Here is a 19,513-nt window from a genome sequence, read left to right as displayed (position 1 = left end):
CAGCATGCTGAAGATTCTGGTTCGCCTGTACCTGGTCATCATCGTCGCTTACGCAGGTGCACTGCTGCTGATTCCCGACGCGATTGTCGGTGCCTTCCATGAGCGCTTCATTGCCTACAACCTGGATCAGGCCAAGGGCGTACAGAAGCTTATCGTCGAGCGCTTTCGTCAAGTGCCCGAGGCGCGTTGGCCGACGGTGGCCGACGAGCTGGCGGCCGATTTTGCGCCGCTGCAAATCGAGTTGCGCCGTCAGGACCAGCTCGGCTTGCCGCCCGCCGATCAGGTGCGACTGGCGGGCGGGGAGAATGTCGTGCAGTTGGGCGACTGGGGCTATTACAAGTCTGCGCTGGCGCCGCTGGATGGCACCTGGGCGGTGGAACTGCGTAATCCCCCGGATCCGATGGACATCAACCTGCTGTCCTGGGGCGTTACCGTACTGATTGTTGCCGCCTTGCTGGGCTGCCTGTTGCTCTGGGTCTGGCCGCACTGGCGTGATCTGGAACGCCTGAAGGAAACCGCGCGGCGCCTGGGCCAAGGGCAATTGTCGGAGCGTACGCACATCCCGGCGCGTTCAAACATCGGTGAACTGGCCCAGGTGTTCGACACCATGGCCCAGGACGTTGAGCGGTTGCTGACGCAGCAGCGCGAGCTGCTCAACGCCGTCTCGCACGAATTGCGCACACCCTTGACCCGCCTGGATTTTGGTCTGGTGCTGCTGTTCGATAAAGTGCCCAGCCATTGCCGCAAGCGTCTGCTGGAGCTGGTCGGGCATGTGCGGGAGCTGGACGAACTGGTGCTGGAATTGCTGTCGTACAGCCGCTTGCAGAACATCGACCAGGCGCGTGAGCGCGTTGAAGTGTCGTTGCTGGAGCTGGTCGACAGCATCCTTGGCAGCTTTGCCGAAGAGCTTGATGGCCGCGGTATCGAATGGCAGGTGTGCGCTGAAGACAACCTGCCGCGCTTTATTCTCGACCCACGCTTGACCGCCCGGGCGGTGCAGAACCTGGTGCGCAACGCGATGCGCTACTGTGACCGGCAGCTATTGTTGCGCCTGAGTCTGGATGCCGAAGGACACTGCCTGCTGACCGTTGAAGATGACGGTATTGGCATTCCGGCGGACCAGCGTGAACTGATTTTCCAGCCGTTCTATCGGCTTGATCGGAGCCGTGACCGTGCTACTGGTGGTTTTGGTTTGGGCTTGGCAATCAGCCGACGGGCGATCGAGGGGCAGGGCGGCACCTTGACCGTTCAGCAATCGGCGCTGGGCGGGGCACAGTTCAGAATCCGCCTGCCACGCAGCACTCCCCGGTAGGAGCGGGCTTGCCCCGCGATAGCGGTCCATCTGTCACATCGCCTCGCGGGGCAAGCCCGCTCCTACAAGCGCGTAGGGGATCTACACTTAATGTGGCTGTTTTTTTTTCGCGGAGCTGATCATGTGCAGATTATCGCCTCTCGGCCTTTGCCTGCTTGTGTCACTGGCGGCTGCCCCGGCGCTGGCCGAAACGGTGGTGCCGCTCAAGGGCCAGAGCTCGCAGCAAACCCAGCAGGACATCAGTGAATGTCACACCATCGCCAACAGCAGTACCAATACGGCGCCAGTGGCCGGCGGTCGGGTGCGTGGTGCGGCGGTCGGTGCTGCCGCCGGTGCAGTGGGGGCGCAGGTGCGGGGCAACCAACACGACGAAATCTATGACCGCGTCGACGACGATGTGAAGCAGGACTACCGGCAGAACCGCGCCAAAGAAACCGCAGCCGCGGGGGCCGTGGTGGGCGGTGCCCATCAACGCCAGGAGCGTCGTCAGCAACGCCGCAGCAACGAGTCGAACGCTGCTACGGCGTATACCAGCTGCCTGCAAGGCAAGGGTTATCAGGTATCGCCCTGACTAGCCTCTGGCTACCAGCCTTTGACGCCATGCATGTCCGGCAGCCGGTGGGCGATGCCTTTGTGGCAGTCAATGCAGGTGGCTTCCCCTTTGGCCAGTGAAGTCGAGTGCATGGCCGCCGCGCGCTTGCTCTGGCGGGTGAAGTCCATGAATTCGAAGTTGTGACAGTTACGGCACTCGCGTGAATCGTTGGCCTTGAGCCTGGCCCACTCGTGTTCGGCCAGTTCCCGGCGCAGTTCGAGGAATTTGTCGCGGGTATCGATGGTGCCGAAGATCTTGCCCCACACCTCTTTGGAGGCCTGCATCTTGCGTGCAATTTTGTGCGTCCATTCGTGCGGCACATGGCAGTCGGGGCAACTGGCGCGTACTCCGGAGCGGTTGGTGTAGTGGATGGTCTCCTTCAACTCGACGAACACGTTGTCGCGCATTTCGTGGCACGAGACGCAGAATTTTTCCGTGTTGGTCAGCTCCAGTGCGGTGTTGAAGCCACCCCAGAAAATAATCCCGGCAATAAAGCCGCCCAGGGTCAAAAAGCCCAGGCTGAAATACACGCTCGGCCGACAGAGGATGCCCCAGTATTCCTTAAGCAGGGCGAACAGTGCTTTCATGGCGCCTCCTCAAGGTTTTTTCGTGGCGTTGGCGTCGTCTTGCAGGATTTTGTCGATGGTTTCGAAGCTGTTGCCCACCAGCGGCTTTACCTCTTTTTGCGGCACATGACACTGGTTGCAGAAGTAACGCCGTGGCGACACCGCCGCCAGCGCCTGGCCGTCGCGGTCCATGTAATGGGTAATGCTGATCATCGTTGCCTGGCTGCGCGCGCTGTTGGCACGGCTGTGGCAGGACAGGCACTTGTTGCCATTCTTGTCGATCTGATAGCCACGAATGCTGTGCGGAATGGTTGGTGGCTGGTCGGGGTAGTTGCGCTCGCGCTTGAGGTCTTTGTTTTCATCGTTGGCAATCGGCGGGGCCGGCATGCTCTGGGTCAAGGTGCCGCCGGGCCGACGCCCGTCGGGGCCTGGGGCATCGAGCGGATAGTCGACGTCAGCGGCCAGGGCCACACCGATCACAGCGAACACAAGCAACGGCAAGACTCGAAAAGGCATGATGGGTCTCCTCAGGCCACGCTGATCAGCTCGATGCGGATGGCGCATTTTTTGTAGTCGGTCTGCTTGGAGATCGGGTCGGTGGCATCGAGGGTGACTTTGTTGATCAGCTTGTTGGCGTCGAAGAACGGCACGAACACCAAGCCTTGCGGTGGCTTGTTACGCCCACGGGTTTCAATGCGCGCGCGAATTTCGCCACGCCGACTGATCAGCTTCACCTCACTGCCGCGCCGTGCATTCAGCGCCTTGGCATCTTCAGGGTGCATGTACACCAGGGCATCGGGCACCGCCTTGTACAGCTCTTCGACGCGCTGGGTCATGCTGCCGGTGTGCCAGTGCTCAAGCACTCGCCCAGTACTCAGCCAGAACGGATACTCGGCATCGGGCGCTTCGGCGGGCGGCTCATAGGGCAGGGCGAAGATGATTGCCTTCTTGTCCGGATAGCCATAGAACTGCACGCCACTGCCAGCCTGGACATAAGGGTCAAGGCCTTCACGGTAGCGCCAGCGGGTTTCCTTGCCGTCCACCACCGGCCAGCGCAGGCCGCGTTCGCTGTGGTACTGATCAAACGGTGCAAGGTCGTGGCCGTGGCCACGGCCAAACTGGGCGTACTCTTCGAACAGGCCTTTTTGCAGGTAGAAGCCAAACGCCTTGGCTTCATCGTTCTTGAAGCCTGCTTCCAACTGCTCGACCGGGAACTGGTCGACCTGGCCGTTCTTGAACAATACCTCGTACAGCGTTTTACCCTTGTATTCAGGTGACTTGGCCAGCAACTCGGCGGGCCAGGTTTCGTCAGTGGTAAAGCGTTTGGAAAACTCCACCAGTTGCCATAAATCCGACTTGGCGTCACCGGGGGCGCTGACCAGTTGGTGCCAGAACTGCGTGCGGCGTTCGGCGTTGCCGTAGGCACCTTCTTTTTCAACCCACATGGCACTGGGCAGGATCAGGTCGGCAGCCTGGGCCGATACGGTCGGGTAAACGTCAGAGACAATCACGAAGTTTTCCGGCCTGCGCCAGCCCGGCAGTACCTCCTGCATGATATTGGGGCCGGCATGCATATTGTTGCTGGCCTGGGTCCAGTACACGTTGAGCACGCCATCTTTGAGCATGCGGCTCTGCTGCACGGCATGAAAACCGACCTTCTCCTCGATAGTGCCCGCTGGCAGTTTCCAGATCTTTTCTGCAGTGGCGCGATGCTTGGGGTTGCTGACCACCAGGTCTGCGGGCAAGCGGTGCGAGAAGGTGCCGACTTCCCGTGCAGTGCCACAGGCTGAGGGTTGGCCGGTGAGCGAGAACGGGCTGTTGCCCGGCTCGCTGATTTTGCCAGTGAGCAAATGAATGTTGTAAATCAGGTTATTGGCCCACACCCCGCGGGTGTGCTGATTGAAACCCATGGTCCAGAACGACACGACCTTGCGCTTGGGGTCGGCATACAGTTCGGCCAGGGCCTTGAGCCGTTCTGCCGGCACCCCGGATTCCTTGGCCGCGCGCTCCAGGGTATAGGGACGCACGAAGGCGGCGAACTGCTCGAAATCGATGTCGCTCCAGGTGTTGGCCTTGTCGGCGTTCTTGGCTGCGGTTTCCAGCGGATTGTCCGGACGCAGGCCATAGCCGATGTCTTCGGCGCCGTGGGCGAAGCGCGTGTGTTTACTGATGAAGTCTTTGTTGACCGCGCCACTTTCAATGATGTGATTGGCGATGTAGTTGAGGATCAGTAAGTCGGTCTGCGGCTTGAACACCATTGGAATATCAGCCAGTTCGAAGCTGCGGTGTTCGAAGGTCGACAGCACCGCGACCTTGACCTGTGGCTGGCTCAGGCGCCGGTCGGTGACTCGGCTCCAGAGAATCGGGTGCATCTCGGCCATGTTCGAGCCCCACAGCACAAAGGCGTCGGTGGCTTCGATGTCGTCGTAGCACCCCATCGGCTCATCCATGCCGAAGGTGCGCATGAAACCCATGACCGCCGACGCCATGCAGTGGCGGGCGTTAGGGTCGATATTGTTGCTGCGAAAGCCAGCCTTCATCAGCTTGTTGGCGGCATAGCCTTCCCACACCGTCCATTGCCCCGAGCCAAACATGCCCACGGAGCTGGGGCCTTTGTTCTTCAGGGCCGCTTTGAACTTGGCCTCCATAATGTCGAAGGCCTGCTGCCAACTCACTGGCTGGAACTCGCCCTGTTTATCGTACTGGCCGTTCTTCATGCGCAGCAGCGGTTGCGTCAGGCGGTCGGTGCCATACATGATCTTTGACAAGAAGTAGCCCTTGACGCAGTTCAAGCCCCGATTGACCTCGGCTTTGACATCGCCATGGGTGGCGACCACCCGGTTGTCGCGGGTCGCGACCATCACACTGCAGCCAGTGCCGCAGAAGCGGCAGGGCGCCTTGTTCCAGTCCAGGGTGACCATGTCCGCTTCAGTGATCAGGTTGCTGGCGCTGGTGTAGATCGGCAAACCGGCTGCCGCTGCGGCAATGGCGGCGGCCTGGGCCTTGGCGAATTCACGGCGGGTCATGCTCATTGGCTATCTCCTGCGGGGTCGAGGAGTTCGTGATAGATCAACGCCGCATTGAGGACGCCCGGCAAATTGTTGATCAGATCGATGCGTTGCAGAATCTGCTGTTCATCCGTGGTCTCAAGCACAACGACCAACTTTCCGGCCGCACTTTGCTGATGCAATTCAAGGCCATCAAGCAGGCGCAAGTTGGCTTTCACGGCCTCAAGCAGTTCAGGGCGGGCAAGTACTACAAGGCTGGCAATATGCACAGTGTCGTCCATGCGCTGGCTCCAACAGTCACAGTGAGATGTTGATTCAACTGGGTGGCCCCGGCGGGCCATAGAGCAATTGCAAAAACCAGATGATGAAGCCGTAGCCACCGACAATCGCCACAGACAGTAGCGGGAAGAGGAAGGCGACCAGGAAGATGAACAGCCGGGCTTCCTTGCGACGCACAGGTTTTTGTTCTTCAGCCGTTGGCATTGAATGCGCTCCGGGCGGACCTTGCATCAGCGTAGATCAGGCGATTTCAAGGGCTGAAGATTATCGATTGAATTAGACCGACGGTGCGTTTATTCGCTGTTTTAATGTGCCGGTGGTGGAGCTTAATCTAAATAAAGACGCAAGTAATTATCATTTATTTTGATGGTTTGAATAATGGCCCTATTATTTTTGTCAGGTGCGTGGCAATGCTTTGTCTATTAGCATTTGCTCAGCTTCCAAAGGGCTGCGCCATGAATACTTATGCCGTAAGTGATGCGTGTATTGTGGATGTGGGTGAGGGGTGCGACGCTTGTATTGAAGTATGCCCGGTGCATTGAATCGATAAGGCTGACAAAAAAGTGGAAGTTGACCACGATATTTGTATTAGTTGTGATATCTGTATAAGTGCCTGTCCCGTTGATGCAATATCACATAGCAGTGCTGCCTGAACGGCGCATGATATTGGCGGAATAGCGTTCAGGGCTACTCCAATTTTAAATAGCCTGCAGAAGCGTTGCTGGAATTCGGATAGCCTGATAAAAATGCTAGTTGTTGAGTATTGTCAGTCTGTGTCTAATGGGGTGTCACTTATCTTCCAAGGAGTTTGACATGACCTATGTATTCGATTCAGCTTGCCCAAAAAAACTGTTCAGTAGCTACAATGGAACGGCGTACAGCACTGAGGATTTTGCCATTCGTGAGTTTTCCAGGTTGATTTTCAAAGTGGTGTTCATCAATAACACTGCCAGATCTGCACGATTACTCAAGCCTCAGGCGTGGGCCAATGTGACAAATTTTACAGATCCTGTTTTTGTTGAGCTGGAGTACGACTACGAAGTACCTGAGCATGAGGTTCATCCTGGCGATAGCTTTGCAATGAAATGGGATATAAATACTCAAAACATCCCTGAGGTGTACAGGAATTTAACCCTTCGTCCGATGTTTTCGTGGGGCGCGGCTCAGCAGTTGTATCTGGCTTTGCCTATCAAGAGTTTAAGTGTCCAGTGTGAGCCCGCGCGTCACGATGCTGCTGCGCTTGGCCAATTCATTCAGCTGGAACCGGGCAAGGGGCCGAAATAGCTATTGGCTTGAGCGGGGCCAGCGTTTTATCTTTAATTCAATCTTCCTCTGATGCCCTACGAATCTGCAGTAATTAATGCTGTGGCTTCGCAGGGCAAGAGACGTTAGTAAGTCAAAATTCTGCTAGGTTTTGTACGAAAAGTAGGGTCACCCATCGGCGCTCCCATAACACTTTTCGTACAGGCCCTAGGTCTGTGTTATCGAAAGCTGATTATGCGTTATACGCGCTGCCTACGGGGGCGTAACCTGATAGAAAGGTCAGATGTAATGTCCGTGCTACTGTAGCAGCTAATATTGAGTGGCTCACTGATAAGGCAGTAAAAGTCAGGGGATAAAAAGGCCAAGGCCCGAGCTAATTCGGGCATTGGCCTCCTGAATTCAACACATAAGTGCAACGCTCGCCCCTGCATAAACTTCGTACGGCGTCTTCCAGCCCAGGCGTTTTCGCGGGCGTAAATTGATCTTCGTTACCACGCGACTGACCGCCTCGACGGTCAGCTTGCTGAAGTCGCCGCCCTTGGGAAAATACTGCCGGAGCAGGCCGTTGGTATTTTCATTAGTGCCTCGCTGCCAGGATGAATAGGGTTCTGCAAAAAAGACTTGGCACTGGCTCCGATGCGCAATGCGTTCATGCCCGGCAAACTCCTTCCCGTTATCCAGCGTCAGCGTGTGAACAGCATGCCCCTTGAGCAACAGATTGATCGCCCGCGTTACCTGCCGGCGCGTCCTGCGCTTGACCGGATAGGCGCTCAGGTAGCCGCTTTTACGATCAACCAGCGTGACCAGATTGCCGCCTACGCCATGCACCGTGTCACCCTCCCAATCACCTAGACGCTCGCGGGCTTCGACCTCAGCAGGGCGCTCGGTTATCGATACGCGATTACGCAACTGTCCGCGCCGGTCGTGGCTTCCGTAGCGTTTTCGGTACAGCTTCCTGCGGTGCCGCAAATACTTGTATAACTCGCCACCTGCGTGTTTGTCGGTGGCGATAAACCGATAAATCCACTCGTGACTGACCGCGCGCTCCGGCTGCTCTTGCTTCAGGCGCTGAGCAATCTGCTCCGGGCTCATACCGTGTTTTAGCCAGAGCGGCAGATAATGGCTGAACCACGTTAATGGCTTGCAGTGCTTGCGCGCCTGCGCTCGACGGGCATCACTTTCATGGGTCGCAGCAACCGCTTTGTAGGTCTTCTGGGAGCTGTTGCGGCGAACCTCACGACTGATCGTCGAGGGATGTACGCCAACCTGTTTCGCGATGCTTGCCTGGCTTTTTCCGGCGCTCAGACCGGCCTCAATCTGGTAACGTTGGCCCTGAGTCAGCTGCCGGTAATGCGTAGTCATCTGCGCTTGAATCCTTCGGTGTGAGAGCCTGGATTCTACCGGTGGCTGACTCTCTGCCTATCGTTTCAAACGTTGCACTTATTCTATGAATTCAGGCCTTGTGCAACGGATCAACATTGGATTTTTAGCGTGAAGTTATTAGCGTAGCGACAAGTCAATAGGTAAAAGTAATATTGTCTATTTGCATCTTTCCTGTTTGGTCGGATTTTGCCTCGAAATAGACCAATTTTGTGCGTTCTGCAAATTGAATCGTAACCCATTGATTGGGGCCGTAGGCTACCTTTGGATATTCTTTTCCTTTTTCGTCTACATAGTGAATATTAACAAATGCTCCGACCCCCAGTCTCATGCTCGTGGCCGCCTGATGCAGCTCAATATAGCAACGTCCTTGGACAGCATAGCCCCTGTCTTCGCCAAACAGATAATTCTCGCTAATAAATGGGGGGATCTCGGCGCTTCTTATCTCGATCACGTCGTTTGTGGCGTATAGCCTACCGAAACCGAGATCCCTGGGTTTATCTTTCCAGATTCTCTCATTTGTGGTGAACTGTGAAAAATCAAGTGTGTCAGTGCGGGTGGATGCGGACGCTGTCATGGTGTTCATGTAAGTTCCTCTCTTAATGAGCAGTAGGCTGAAGCGTGCAGCTTAGACTGGAGTTGCCATTTTTATATAGGGGGCTCCTGGTTGTAACCTGATAAAAATGTCAGGTGCACCTGCCTTGGCCTTGTGTAACGAATTAACATTGGATTTTTAGCGTGAATTCATTAGCGCAGCGACAGGTCAATAGGTAAAGGTAATATTGTCTATTTGCATTTTTCCTTTATTGTATTCGAATCTTGCCTCGAAATAGATGAGTTTTGTGCGTTCTGCAAATTGAATCGTAACCCATTGATTGGGGCCGTAGGCTACCTTTGGATATTCTTTTCCGTTTTCGTCTACATAGTGAATATTAACGAATGCTCCGACCCCCAGTCTCATGCTCGTGGCCGCCTGGTGCAGCTCAATATAGCAACGTCCTTGGCCGGCATAGCCGTTATCTTCACCGTAGAGATAATTCTCGCTAATGAACGGAGGGATCTCGGCGCTTTTTATGTAGATCAAGTCGTTTGTGACGTATAGCCTGCCGAAACCGAGATCCCTGGGTTTGTCTTTCCAGATTCTCTCATTTGTGGTGAACTGTGAAAAATCAAGTGTGTCAGTGCGGGTGGATGCGGACGCTGCCATGGTGTTCATGTAAGTTCCTCTCTCAATGAACAGTAGGCCGAAGAGAACAGCCTAGACTGTGGTTTCTATATATACATAAGAGTCTCCTGGTTGTAACCTGATAAAAATGTCAGGTGCATCGGACTTGTTTCTCTGGTATTCGATAGGAAAAAGGCCAAGCCCCGAGGGGACTCGGAGCTTGGCCTTGTGCAACGGATCTGCAGTGTGAATTGAGCTTGAAGTTATTAGAGTGGCGATAGCTCAATAGGTAATAGTAATATTGTCTATTTGCATCTTTCCTGAGCGGTCGTATTTGGCCGCAAAATAGATCAATTTTGTTGGCTTATCAAAGTGGATCGTAATCCATTGATTTGAAGCGTAGTCTACCTTCGGGTATTCTTTTCCTGACTCGTCTACATAGTGAATTCTAACGAACGATCCGACCCCCAGCCTGATGCTCGTGGCCGCCTTGTGAAGCGCCAGATAGGCTTGTCCCTGGCGGGCAAAGCCGTCGTCTTCACCAAATAGATAATTACCTGTAATGAACGGGGCGATCTCGGTGCTTCTTATCTGGATTTCGTTGTTATCGCAGTGTAGCCAGCCGAAACCGACATCCCTGGGTTTACCTTTAAAGATTCTTTCATTTGCGATGAATTTTGAAAAATCAAGATAGTCGCCCGCCGCCGATGCTTTCAACTTCAGGGTTTCAACCGGAAAGATAATTGCCGCTGACTCCTCAACTGCGCGATCAAAGCTGACCTTCGCGGTAATAGTCAACGCACTGTCAGGGGCAAGCTTTTCCAGTTCACTGCGCAGCAACGGCACGCTTAGGCCAGTGCCCTCCTGCGCCGGGCTGACTTCCACGGCGCGGGCCGGATAAAAGCTGTAGGGCAAACCGTTGGCCAAGGTGGCATCGACGCTGATCCAGTAGCGCTGGCCTGCACCAATCAGTTTCCATGGCGCCACGGTGATGGTGGCGTCACCTGAGAAGGTGCTGAGGTCGAGCACCCCCGCCTGGGCCTCTGGCACGTTCGGCTTGGGCAACTCGCTGGGCGGCAGTGTGTTCACCCGCAGTGCCAGTTCCTGAGAGGGTTTGCCCGGCTGGCCATTGCGTGCTACCGCATAGATCACCGTGATGGTCTTGCCCTGGCTTGCCGCGACGATCGCCGCCGGGATCGGGAAATCGACGGAGCCAAAAGCATTGCCAGGTTGCTGATCGGTGATCAGTGAGTCGGCGTCGTTGCGGCCGGTCCAGGCCACGGCCAGGATATCGGTGCTGAGCATTCCCTCATAACGCACCCGTACGGTGGCGCCAGTCAATGCATTGATCGGATCCAGTGTGCCGGAAGGCGCCTGAATCACGCTTGGCGGCACAAAGTTTTCACCCGCCTGGCGCTGCACCTGGAACGTCAGGGGCCGCGAACCGCCCGAACCGCCACTGGCGCGCTGCACCTGGTAGCTCACGCGCACCTGTGTGTTGAGATTGCCGATGATGTACGGGGTGTAGGCCACGCTGAAACTGATGGGGAAGCCGAGGTTGTCGGGAGTGACCTTGATGCTGTTGGTAAAGCTGGCCTCGGCCAGTCCGGCCCAGCTGAGGGTAATGGTGTCGTTTATGGCTTTACCCTGGTAGTTGGGGACGACCGCCTGGGTGCCGGAAACTACGGTGTCGGGGTCGAGGAGGGCGTCCTGCACGCCGTTGACCGAGGGTTCGGTCAGATTGGCGATCTGGCCAACGACTTTCAATACGCGGGTGTCCGACTCGTTACCTCTGACCTGGTAGTGCAGGCTCAATGAGCCATCGAGCAAGGGGGTGATGAAGGCCTTGGGCACGAACAGGTAAACAGGTTCACCGACCTCATTCTGGGTGATGTCCTTGGGGAAGCTGTCGCTGGACGGGCTGCCATTGGCGTCCTGGCCGCGGACGAACAGCACCAGGCGGTCGCCGTCGTCCATGTTGGGGTAGGGCAAAATGCGCACCGTCGCCCCGCTTGGCGGCAGATTGTCCAGCTCGAGCTCATCACCCGGGGCTTGCTCGACATCGGGCGCAGGCAAACGCTGGGCCTCGCCGATGACTTCGAACGAGGTGCGTTTGGAATGTTGCTGGCCGCGACTGGAACTCACGCTGTACTTGATCGCCACTGTGCCACCGGCACTGGCCTTGACAATGGCGTTGGGCACTTTGAACTCGGTCGGCAAACCGTCGCCTTTCTCAGGGACTGTGAACGAATCAGTGTGCTCGACAGGGCCGCCCACGGGCGGGCGACCGAGCCAGGAAAGGCTGATCTCGTCTTTTTCGGCCATGCCATCGTAGGACCGCACGCGGACGCTGGCATCACTACCACCCAGCTTGTCCAGGTCAAGCTTGCCGTCCACGGCATCAAGGGCATCCGGGGCGCGCAACAAGCCAGCACCGACCTCGACATCGACATGGAACTTGTTCGACCACAGCGACCAGTTGTTGACGATGTCGCGCACTTCGTACTCGACCACCACCGGCCCGGCACCGGCCTGCTCGATGATGGCGCGGGACACGGGCAAGGCAATGGGCTGGTTGACCTCGGGCGCGGTCACCAGGTGCTCGACAAAATAGCCGCCCCAACTGAGGTTGATCCTGTCGCCCTCGGTCATGTTCAGGTAGGGCGGCACCGTGGCGACGATGCGGTCGGCATCGGCGTCTTCGACCAGCACCGGTACCCCGGTGACGGCGAGCAGGTTTTCATTGACCTCGGGGGTGGAAGGGATCGGGTCGGTGCCGCCGGGTACATTGGTCTTGACCCGGATATCGAGGGGGAAGGACTTGCGCACGTTACCGCCAATGGCGCTGGTAATCAGGTAATGCACCGGCGGAGTGCCGTCCTGGATGGCGAGGCTGGGCACATTAAGGGTAACGCTGCCTTGCTCGATATGCTCTTCGGTAACCAGGCGGGTATCGACCAGGCGGCCGTTCCAGAACAGTTCGACGGTGTCGTTGACCAGCATTTGTGGATAGGCGGTGATCAACACCTGCACCGGGACGTTGGGGTCAGAGATGTCTTTGAGGCGAATACCGCCGTTGCCCTCGGCAGTCGGGATGCGCGGTTTGGGCAGGGTCGGGTCAGGGTCTTGAAACAGGCTGAAGGGGTGCAGGCTGGCGAGCAAACGGCTTAAGGCACTGAGGCGATGGTAGGTGGTCATGACGATTCCTGCTGGCTGCTTGGGTGGTCGGGTGTGACGCTGATTGACACCGGGTGTACAGGTTCACGGCTCAAGGTCTGCGGTATCGACGAACACGTGGTAATAAGCCCCACCTGCCATACCGGCCGCGTTGCTGACCCAGTGATAGCCGTTGCCTGAGCCGAATTTGATCGCCACCAGGAACTGACGCGGTACCGTGAACGCATAGCTGCCGCGTTCGAGGTCTTCTGCGCAGACGTCATGCTGGTCTTCGGTATAGGAACCTGGGAAGGGTCTGGCCGGCTCCAGTGCCGGATCGTCGGCAAAGCCTTGATGGCCGCGAAATTTGAAGGTGATCCGGTCGCCGACCGCCGCGTTTTTGTAGTCCAGTCGGACCACATAGGGCGTTCCGTCCAGGGCTGCTTCCTTGTTAATGCTGTTATTCGCGTTTTTCTCCGGGAAGTCGCCGGGCGGCAGCGGGTCACCGCCACCTGGCAGCTCGCTGTCGTCCACCACCAGCAGTGTCTGTATGTCAGACCAGGCGGTGTTGGCGTGGCCGGGGTGACTGGGCAGGTCGCGGGTCACGCTGTAGCGCAGGCTCAAGCGACCCTGGCCCGCCTGTTTGATCTGCGCGCTGCTGATCTCAAGTTGCAGTGCTTGTTTGGCCGCCACATCGGCAGCGCTCACTTCATGGTTCAGGGTGATACTGGCCCAGTGCGCGCTGATACGGTCTTTGAGCAGAAAGACTTCCTCACCATTGACCCCATACCATTCAATGACGACGTGCGCTGGCAGTTCCTGATCCGCCGAGGAAATGACATTGGGTACACCGCTGGCGCCCAGCCCCACGGGTAAATGGAGGTTTTCATGCTCCGGTGTTTCCGGATCCGGATCCGGGCCGCCGGGTAGCTCGATATCGACCACCACCGTAGTGTCGGGAGACTGGTCCAGCACAGCACCGTTGCGCCACAGGTCATAGTTGACCTGCAGCACGCCGTTGCCGGCGGCCTGGATCACACGGTAGGGAATATTGATGCGCAACAGTGGATCGGTGCCGGGATCGCTGATGGTGTGTATCGGCAGATCTTCGCCGCCCCAGTGCAGCGCAATCTGATCACCTGCGATGATGCCCGCCATGGCCGGGACCAGCACGTATACCGGCGTGCGTGCCAGCGTTTCATCGATCAGGCCAAACTGCTCGAACAGTGGCACCCTGGGAGGTAGCAACTGCAGGGGCGGTTCGAGGTGGATGGCAAAGATCGGGCTGTCAAAACTGTTCAGCCCTTCGTTACCGGCGCGGTCTTTGAGAAAGTAATAGGCATAGCAACTGACGTTACCCAAGGCTCGAAAGGTGTCGCCTGCAAAGGGTATCTCGAGTGTCGGCTGATTCAGATCCGAGGCGGTAATGACCTTGCGGCCGGCCTCTTGCGCCTGGGTTTGCTGCCCGCCGCTGACGCTTGCCCGCAGGTAATACCAGAGCTCATCGCCAAGGCGGATGTCAGGCCACGGCACGACGGTGGCGATGACCTTGTCGTCGTTGGCGTCGAGGTATTGCTGGGTCACACCCTGAGCCAGAATCTCTGGCGGGAACTCAAGGGCGGTTGGCCGTGCGCCGAGGTTAGGGGGAATATTGTCGAGGTCCAATTCGACGTCTTGCGATGTACTTCCCCCGCCTGCTGTCTCAACCCTGTACCAAAACGGGTGAGTCCCGCCGATGTTAAGGTCGAGCAGCCTGACATCAAAGGTCATGGGAAACTGACTTGGATCGGGATTACTTACGGTTACCGAATCAAGTTGGCGCTGCGCAGTGAAGAAGGTTACCTGGTTGACCGGCATATAGCCGGGCCAGATGTCCTCGATGGTGACGCGCAGAGCCGTCGCTCTTTTCGACACAGGCAACAGAAAGGCGGTTTCACCGGCCAGCGGCGGCAATGCATCGGGAAACGACGGTGCATCCAGGGTAGGTGCGGCTCGAGGCGTGTGATCGTTTGGCATAGGGGCATCCTTGTGACAAAGGGTTGAAACAGCCCTTTGCAATTCACCGCCCAGAGCACGCTGGCGTTGGGCAACCGGTTACCAGAAGTAGCGCAGGCCGACATTGAAGCCATAGGGTTGTTCGATGTGCTTGCCATTGCTGTAGTCGAACTCGCCGTGCACCTGGAAGCTGCGCGACAGCGTTGCCGATACACCAACCCCCAGCTCCCCGCGTGAGCCAGACAGGTCGTTGTTGAACACGTTGTCATTGACGCGCGCTTTGTTGTTATTGGCGAATTCGTGGGCATACGCGGCTTTCACGTAGGGCTGTACGCTGCGGCCACCGTCCAGTTCAAAGCGTCGGCCGGTGGTAACGCCGAGCTTGCCCAGGTAGGAGCGGGTCTGATCGCTTTCCGCCTGCAGGCCGTTGCTCAAGGCGTAGTCTTTGTCCTGAATGAACACCGCTGACAGTTGGGCATAGGGTTCGACGAAATAGCCCTGGTCGAGTTTGATGTGGCGGCCGAACTCCAGGCTGGTCCCCAGGCCATGGTTGTCGTAGTCGCCCTTGGCGCGGGCGCCGTCACTGAACATGACTTTGGCGTTGTTCTGATAGCGGTTGTACTTGAGTACGGCATCGAAGTAGTAACCGCTTTGCGCATCCAGCCAGGTGGTGTAAGCGCCGGCGTAGTAGCTGTCGATCGAACCGCTGGAACCACGGGTCAGGTCCAGGTCGGAACGGCTGTGACCGGCCAGCAGACCGATCAGCCATTGGCCGTCACCGATCGGCAGCGGTGCGTCGGCACCAAACGAGATGCCCTGCTGGTTCTGGCTGTAGCCGACACCGGAAGCATCGGCGACGTTGTATTTGCTGCCATAGGTACGCATCCACAGGCCGGCGCTGCGGCCGTCGTTGTAACGCAGTTCGCCCATACGGCTGCGCAGCGATGCCAGCTCGCCGTACCACACGGTGGGGGCGGTGTTGAACAAGGCCATGGCGGTACGCGTGCCCGGGCTGACGGTACGGGTGCTGCCATCGAGGTACCAGTCTTTGCCGTTGCTGTCCTGAACCAGCTTGTAGGACCAGGCGCCGAGGTCGGCCGTGCCGCCACCGAGCGCGAAGCTGGCATCACCGCCTTCTGCATGAACCACGTGCAAGCGCGTATCGACGATAGGGTCGATCCCGGTACTGCGCACTACCACGGTGTGGTTGCCGGTTGCGGTGCCGCTGATATCGATGAAACTGGATTGCTGCTGGCCAAAGTCGGCCGACATGACGAACGTACCGCTGCCGGCAAGGCTACCGATCGATAAGCGATAGAATTCACCGGCGTCGCCGAGCGAGACGGTACTGTCGGTCAGGCTCATCGTCGCGACGCGGCTGTCACCGGTCATCTGCCAGTGGCTGCCATTGGCGGTCAGGCTGGTCACGTTGTTCAGGGTGCCGGTGAGTGTTGAGGCATTTTGCAGGCGCACATTGGTGGTGCTACCGGCCTCGTTGTCGATGTTGCCGTTCAGGCTGGCGCCGTCGAAGGTGAAGGCCGCAGTGCTGTTGCCGGAGATGTTGAGGTTGCCCTCCAGTGCACTGTTGCCCACGTTCACGGTTGCGCGGGAGGCCTGATCGACCTCGAGGATCAGGCCGTCTTTGCCGTTCAGCGTGGTGCCGTTGAGCAGATCGAGGGTCGCCTCGCTGCCGTCGCCGATGTACACGGCAGAGCCGTTACGGCCAACCACTGCGGTGCCGTCGAGCTTCAGGGTGCTGTCGGCACGGACCGGCTCGTTGAAGCCCTGGCTGAAGGCCACGCCATGCAGCCCGCCTTCCAGCCTGCCGCCGACGGCGCTGGCGTGAGCAGCCTGCAAACTCAAGCCGATACCGGTGTCTTGCGTGGTATCGACCAGGGTGTTGCGTAGTTCGAGCACACTCTGATCTGTAACAAGTGCCCCGACATCTGCACCCCTCAAGGTGCTGTCGGTGACTTGCGCCTGCGAGATGACGCCACCAAGGTTACTATGTACAGCAATGGCTGCACCTCGGGTTCCATTATTCACCAAGGTTGAACCATTGATACGCGCACTACTGGCTGTCAAAGTAACAGCTTGTCTGAACTGACCGTTACCGGCGATTTGGGCGTTGTCGATATTAACGTTAGAGGAAATGGCTCTAATTTGCCCGGCAGCGGCATTGCTTAAGTTTAATGTGGAGTTGGAGATCAAGACATTCAGCAAGTTGCTGCCGTCGCTAGTTAATACAGAACCGTTGACCAGGCTGTAATTGTCAGCTGCGGTACCTTTAGCCAGCGTACGCTGTTCATTGTCCAAGACTTGGTCAGCGACGGCATTTGCGGTCGCCAGGCTCAGGCATAAAGGTAAAACTTTGCGAAACGTTTTTTTTGTGTATGTGTTATTCATTGGCATGCATCGGCTCCCTGTATCTATAGGTGAGTCAGAAGTTGATGGGCGTGCACAAGCGCCAGGCTCATCAACTTCTGTTTTGACGCTGCAGACAATAGGGTTAATTTTGCATTATTTATGTAGGAAAAATCCGATGAGCCTGATGGTTGTATCAACAAGTGATCGCAGCTTCAGGTCTTTCTTCCTTAGGTTCGGCAAGCGCTGGTATCACAGACGCCAGGTCCGATGCATTCGCATCCGTCAGGGCTGGTGTAAGTTACTTCGATATCCGATGGGTCTGCTTTACCGCTTGCGCCTCCGACTTTCTGCAGTTCGTACCAGACGAAGAGATTGGCTTTTTCTTTCGCTATCGGCTGGACAAACTCGGCAAAGGCAACCACATGGTCAAAACCATCTGTGGCTTGTGCGGCGGTGAGTGTGTACGCCTGGCTGCCATCGGTATCCGGAACATCTGCTCCCAACTCATCACGTCCGACCCAGAACACGGTAACGGTATCCTTTTCGGCAAAGTTCACCGGGTCACCGCCAATCCTGGCTTTCGCACCTTCCCAAATGCTTTGGCAGCAACCCAAGGCGTTGTACCTATTCCTGTCGGGGAAGATCACCGAAGTCAGGGTTCCCAACTGGAAGGTGTTGACCGATACGGGCGTGAGTACGGTAATGGTGGGGTTGCCTGGGGGCAGCGAGGGGTTGGTGATTTGAATTTGCACGGGTACAGCGGGTCCGTCACCGTGCTCCGTGACAACGTCGAATGGCATGCGAATGTCGAAGTCGGTTTCAGTACCTTGTACAACGTGCGTGGCGCCTGTCAGCGTGTTGTTCCAGACAACCTCAAGCACATCCCCGGCTTGCATGTTGGGATAAGCCGGCAACTGCACTCTGACAGGTTGACCGATGTCCTCGACCCTGATGCTGTCTTTTTCTGGATTGGCCCCACCGCCATACACCACCACCGTGCCCAATAGCGGGTTTTCGGGCCCTGGATTGGGGTTTACCGGGCCTGGAATGCGCAGGTCTACCGAGGTTGTTACCGCTGTATCGGGCTTGGCCTCGATAAGTCCTCGCATCACGCGGTAGTCGACTGAAACGGTTTTGGGTCCTTCGCCACTTGCATCACCTTCGCTGATTAAAACGCCGTAGGGGATAGCAGGCGACTGCAACGGAAACTGTGGGTTGCTGCCGACCGGGAAGCGCGCCAAGGAACGAGCACCCCAGGTCACTTCAATTTCATCTTTCGGCAGATAGTTCAGGAACTCTTCGATTTCAACGACAACACCGAGGATGGCATCGGAGCGATCGATCAATGGGTCAGGGCTTTCCGTTGCTAAAGGAATGATGGCCTTTTTCAAGCCGCTTGCCATGGGCTTGAATGCGATCGAAACCTGAGCGACATCGGGGTATTTCGTTTGGTTACCTGCGCGAGAGTAAGCGTAGTAGTAAAACTCGACGGTGCCGTCTTCAAAAATAGGATCGCCACTGCTATTGATGAAAACATCTTTTGCAATGACGCCGGTCATCGGCACGAGTGGGTCAAAGCCCTGGACTGGTCGCTTGGCGATGCTTGCGACGTGATGAATGACCCCCGTATCCATTATTTTCATATGGATTTCTGCCGTATCTCCAGGCCGCGGATGACTGAATAGCGGAAGAGTGAAAGGCAAACCGTTATTGGTGTTGAGGTAGTCAGGGGTGATGACGTTTGTATCAAATTCAATTTGAGGCGGTACGATGTTCCGATGGGGGTCGTCTCGATCCACGGTGAACGTGCTGGGTGAAGAATTATTGTCACCTCCACCGTTATATACGGAATAGCGCAGCGTGTAAGTGCCTGCTGCCTGGAAGTGTCCGGAGGGTATCAATATGGCTAAGGGAAACGGCGGACGTCTGGGGTAGTTTGTTTCAATGATAGGCGTGGTGCCCTGATTGAAAAAGACAAGGAAATCAGCTACTCCCGTGCCTGCCCAAGCGTTCTTTATCTCCGCCTCAAGGTCGTTGGAGAGCATCGCAGTTGGAATGAGATTCTCCTCAAACCCCTCATCATTGGGAAGCAATTTGAGCAAAACGATTGGGTCCAGTTCAACGAGGTCTCTTACTTTTTCTGCAGCCTTGCGCCGCTCTAGCTGACTCAGTTGATATGCTTCTCGTACTTGTTCACCGGTCAGAGATGGGACTTTTGTGTTCATTTAAAGGCCTCTGTCTATTGGTCTGTTGATCAGCAAGTTCGGCGAAAACGTCCAAGACGTGTTTGTGATTTATACCCGCTGTTCACCGGGCCGTAACCTGACAAAAATGCTAGGTGTAACGGCAGCATCACTGTGGCAGTCGATGTTGAAGCGGGCTGAGAGACCCGGTCAGCCGTTGATGAGAAAGCAAACATCAGACAACAGA

16 protein-coding genes are annotated in these 19,513 nt (G+C 56.8%); 4 read left to right on the top strand and 12 right to left on the bottom strand.

What is annotated here, in order from left to right:
• Positions 1-4: 4 nt before the first annotated feature.
• A complete protein-coding gene (locus ACVWSC_RS15660) occupies positions 5-1,312 on the top strand; it encodes an ATP-binding protein (RefSeq protein WP_442107571.1) in 1,308 nt (435 codons plus the stop codon).
• 121 nt (positions 1,313-1,433) lie between these two features.
• Complete coding sequence (locus ACVWSC_RS15655) at positions 1,434-1,883, top strand: hypothetical protein (RefSeq protein ID WP_442107569.1); 450 nt, start codon at positions 1,434-1,436, stop codon at positions 1,881-1,883.
• A gap of 11 nt (positions 1,884-1,894) precedes the next feature.
• Here the strand turns inward: ACVWSC_RS15655 and ACVWSC_RS15650 are convergent, their stop codons facing one another.
• Genes ACVWSC_RS15650 through napE form a run of 5 tightly spaced genes read right to left on the bottom strand, consistent with a single transcriptional unit; the run spans position 1,895 to position 5,961 of the window.
• Positions 1,895-2,491 (bottom strand): cytochrome c3 family protein, encoded by a 597-nt coding sequence (locus ACVWSC_RS15650; protein ID WP_442107567.1) that lies wholly within the window; start codon positions 2,489-2,491, stop codon positions 1,895-1,897.
• A gap of 9 nt (positions 2,492-2,500) precedes the next feature.
• Positions 2,501-2,986, bottom strand: a complete 486-nt coding sequence (locus ACVWSC_RS15645) for a nitrate reductase cytochrome c-type subunit (protein ID WP_442107565.1) — start codon at positions 2,984-2,986, stop codon at positions 2,501-2,503.
• A gap of 11 nt (positions 2,987-2,997) precedes the next feature.
• Positions 2,998-5,502 carry a nitrate reductase catalytic subunit NapA gene (gene napA, locus ACVWSC_RS15640; protein WP_442107563.1) on the bottom strand — a complete coding sequence of 835 codons (2,505 nt, stop codon included), beginning with the start codon at positions 5,500-5,502 and terminating at the stop codon, positions 2,998-3,000.
• Positions 5,499-5,759 carry a chaperone NapD gene (locus ACVWSC_RS15635; protein ID WP_442107561.1) on the bottom strand — a complete coding sequence of 87 codons (261 nt, stop codon included), beginning with the start codon at positions 5,757-5,759 and terminating at the stop codon, positions 5,499-5,501. Before ACVWSC_RS15635 ends, napA begins: the two co-directional genes overlap by 4 nt.
• A 34-nt stretch (positions 5,760-5,793) precedes the next feature.
• The gene (gene napE / locus ACVWSC_RS15630; RefSeq protein ID WP_442107559.1) at positions 5,794-5,961 is read right to left on the bottom strand and encodes a periplasmic nitrate reductase, NapE protein; all 168 of its coding nucleotides are present in this window, start codon (positions 5,959-5,961) and stop codon (positions 5,794-5,796) included.
• A 359-nt stretch (positions 5,962-6,320) separates the two neighbouring features.
• Between napE and ACVWSC_RS15625 the strand changes: the two genes are divergently transcribed.
• Positions 6,321-6,410 (top strand): 4Fe-4S binding protein, encoded by a 90-nt coding sequence (locus ACVWSC_RS15625; RefSeq protein ID WP_442107557.1) that lies wholly within the window; start codon positions 6,321-6,323, stop codon positions 6,408-6,410.
• Positions 6,411-6,570: 160 nt separating this feature from the next.
• Positions 6,571-7,041, top strand: coding sequence for a hypothetical protein (locus ACVWSC_RS15620; RefSeq protein ID WP_442107555.1), 471 nt, complete (start codon positions 6,571-6,573; stop codon positions 7,039-7,041).
• A 378-nt stretch (positions 7,042-7,419) separates the two neighbouring features.
• On the opposite strand, the gene ACVWSC_RS15615 is transcribed toward ACVWSC_RS15620, so the two are convergent.
• From ACVWSC_RS15615 to ACVWSC_RS15585, 7 genes are all read right to left on the bottom strand, one after another.
• Complete coding sequence (locus ACVWSC_RS15615; RefSeq protein ID WP_442107591.1) at positions 7,420-8,382, bottom strand: IS30-like element ISPsme1 family transposase; 963 nt, start codon at positions 8,380-8,382, stop codon at positions 7,420-7,422.
• A 154-nt stretch (positions 8,383-8,536) separates the two neighbouring features.
• Positions 8,537-8,986 (bottom strand): hypothetical protein, encoded by a 450-nt coding sequence (locus ACVWSC_RS15610; protein ID WP_442107553.1) that lies wholly within the window; start codon positions 8,984-8,986, stop codon positions 8,537-8,539.
• A 177-nt stretch (positions 8,987-9,163) separates the two neighbouring features.
• Positions 9,164-9,616, bottom strand: coding sequence for a hypothetical protein (locus ACVWSC_RS15605; RefSeq protein ID WP_442107551.1), 453 nt, complete (start codon positions 9,614-9,616; stop codon positions 9,164-9,166).
• A 231-nt stretch (positions 9,617-9,847) separates the two neighbouring features.
• Positions 9,848-12,763, bottom strand: coding sequence for a hypothetical protein (locus ACVWSC_RS15600; protein ID WP_442107549.1), 2,916 nt, complete (start codon positions 12,761-12,763; stop codon positions 9,848-9,850).
• Between the two features lie 63 nt (positions 12,764-12,826).
• Positions 12,827-14,737 (bottom strand): hypothetical protein, encoded by a 1,911-nt coding sequence (locus tag ACVWSC_RS15595; protein WP_442107547.1) that lies wholly within the window; start codon positions 14,735-14,737, stop codon positions 12,827-12,829.
• A 78-nt stretch (positions 14,738-14,815) separates the two neighbouring features.
• Positions 14,816-16,633 carry an autotransporter outer membrane beta-barrel domain-containing protein gene (locus ACVWSC_RS15590; protein ID WP_442107545.1) on the bottom strand — a complete coding sequence of 606 codons (1,818 nt, stop codon included), beginning with the start codon at positions 16,631-16,633 and terminating at the stop codon, positions 14,816-14,818.
• Positions 16,634-17,310: 677 nt separating this feature from the next.
• Positions 17,311-19,308, bottom strand: a complete 1,998-nt coding sequence (locus ACVWSC_RS15585) for a hypothetical protein (RefSeq protein ID WP_442107543.1) — start codon at positions 19,306-19,308, stop codon at positions 17,311-17,313.
• Between the last annotated feature and the right edge of the window lie 205 nt (positions 19,309-19,513).

The organism is Pseudomonas sp. NUPR-002 (genome assembly GCF_056322725.1).
Note: the sequence above shows the minus strand (reverse complement) of the source record. Positions and strands in the feature narration are given on the sequence as shown.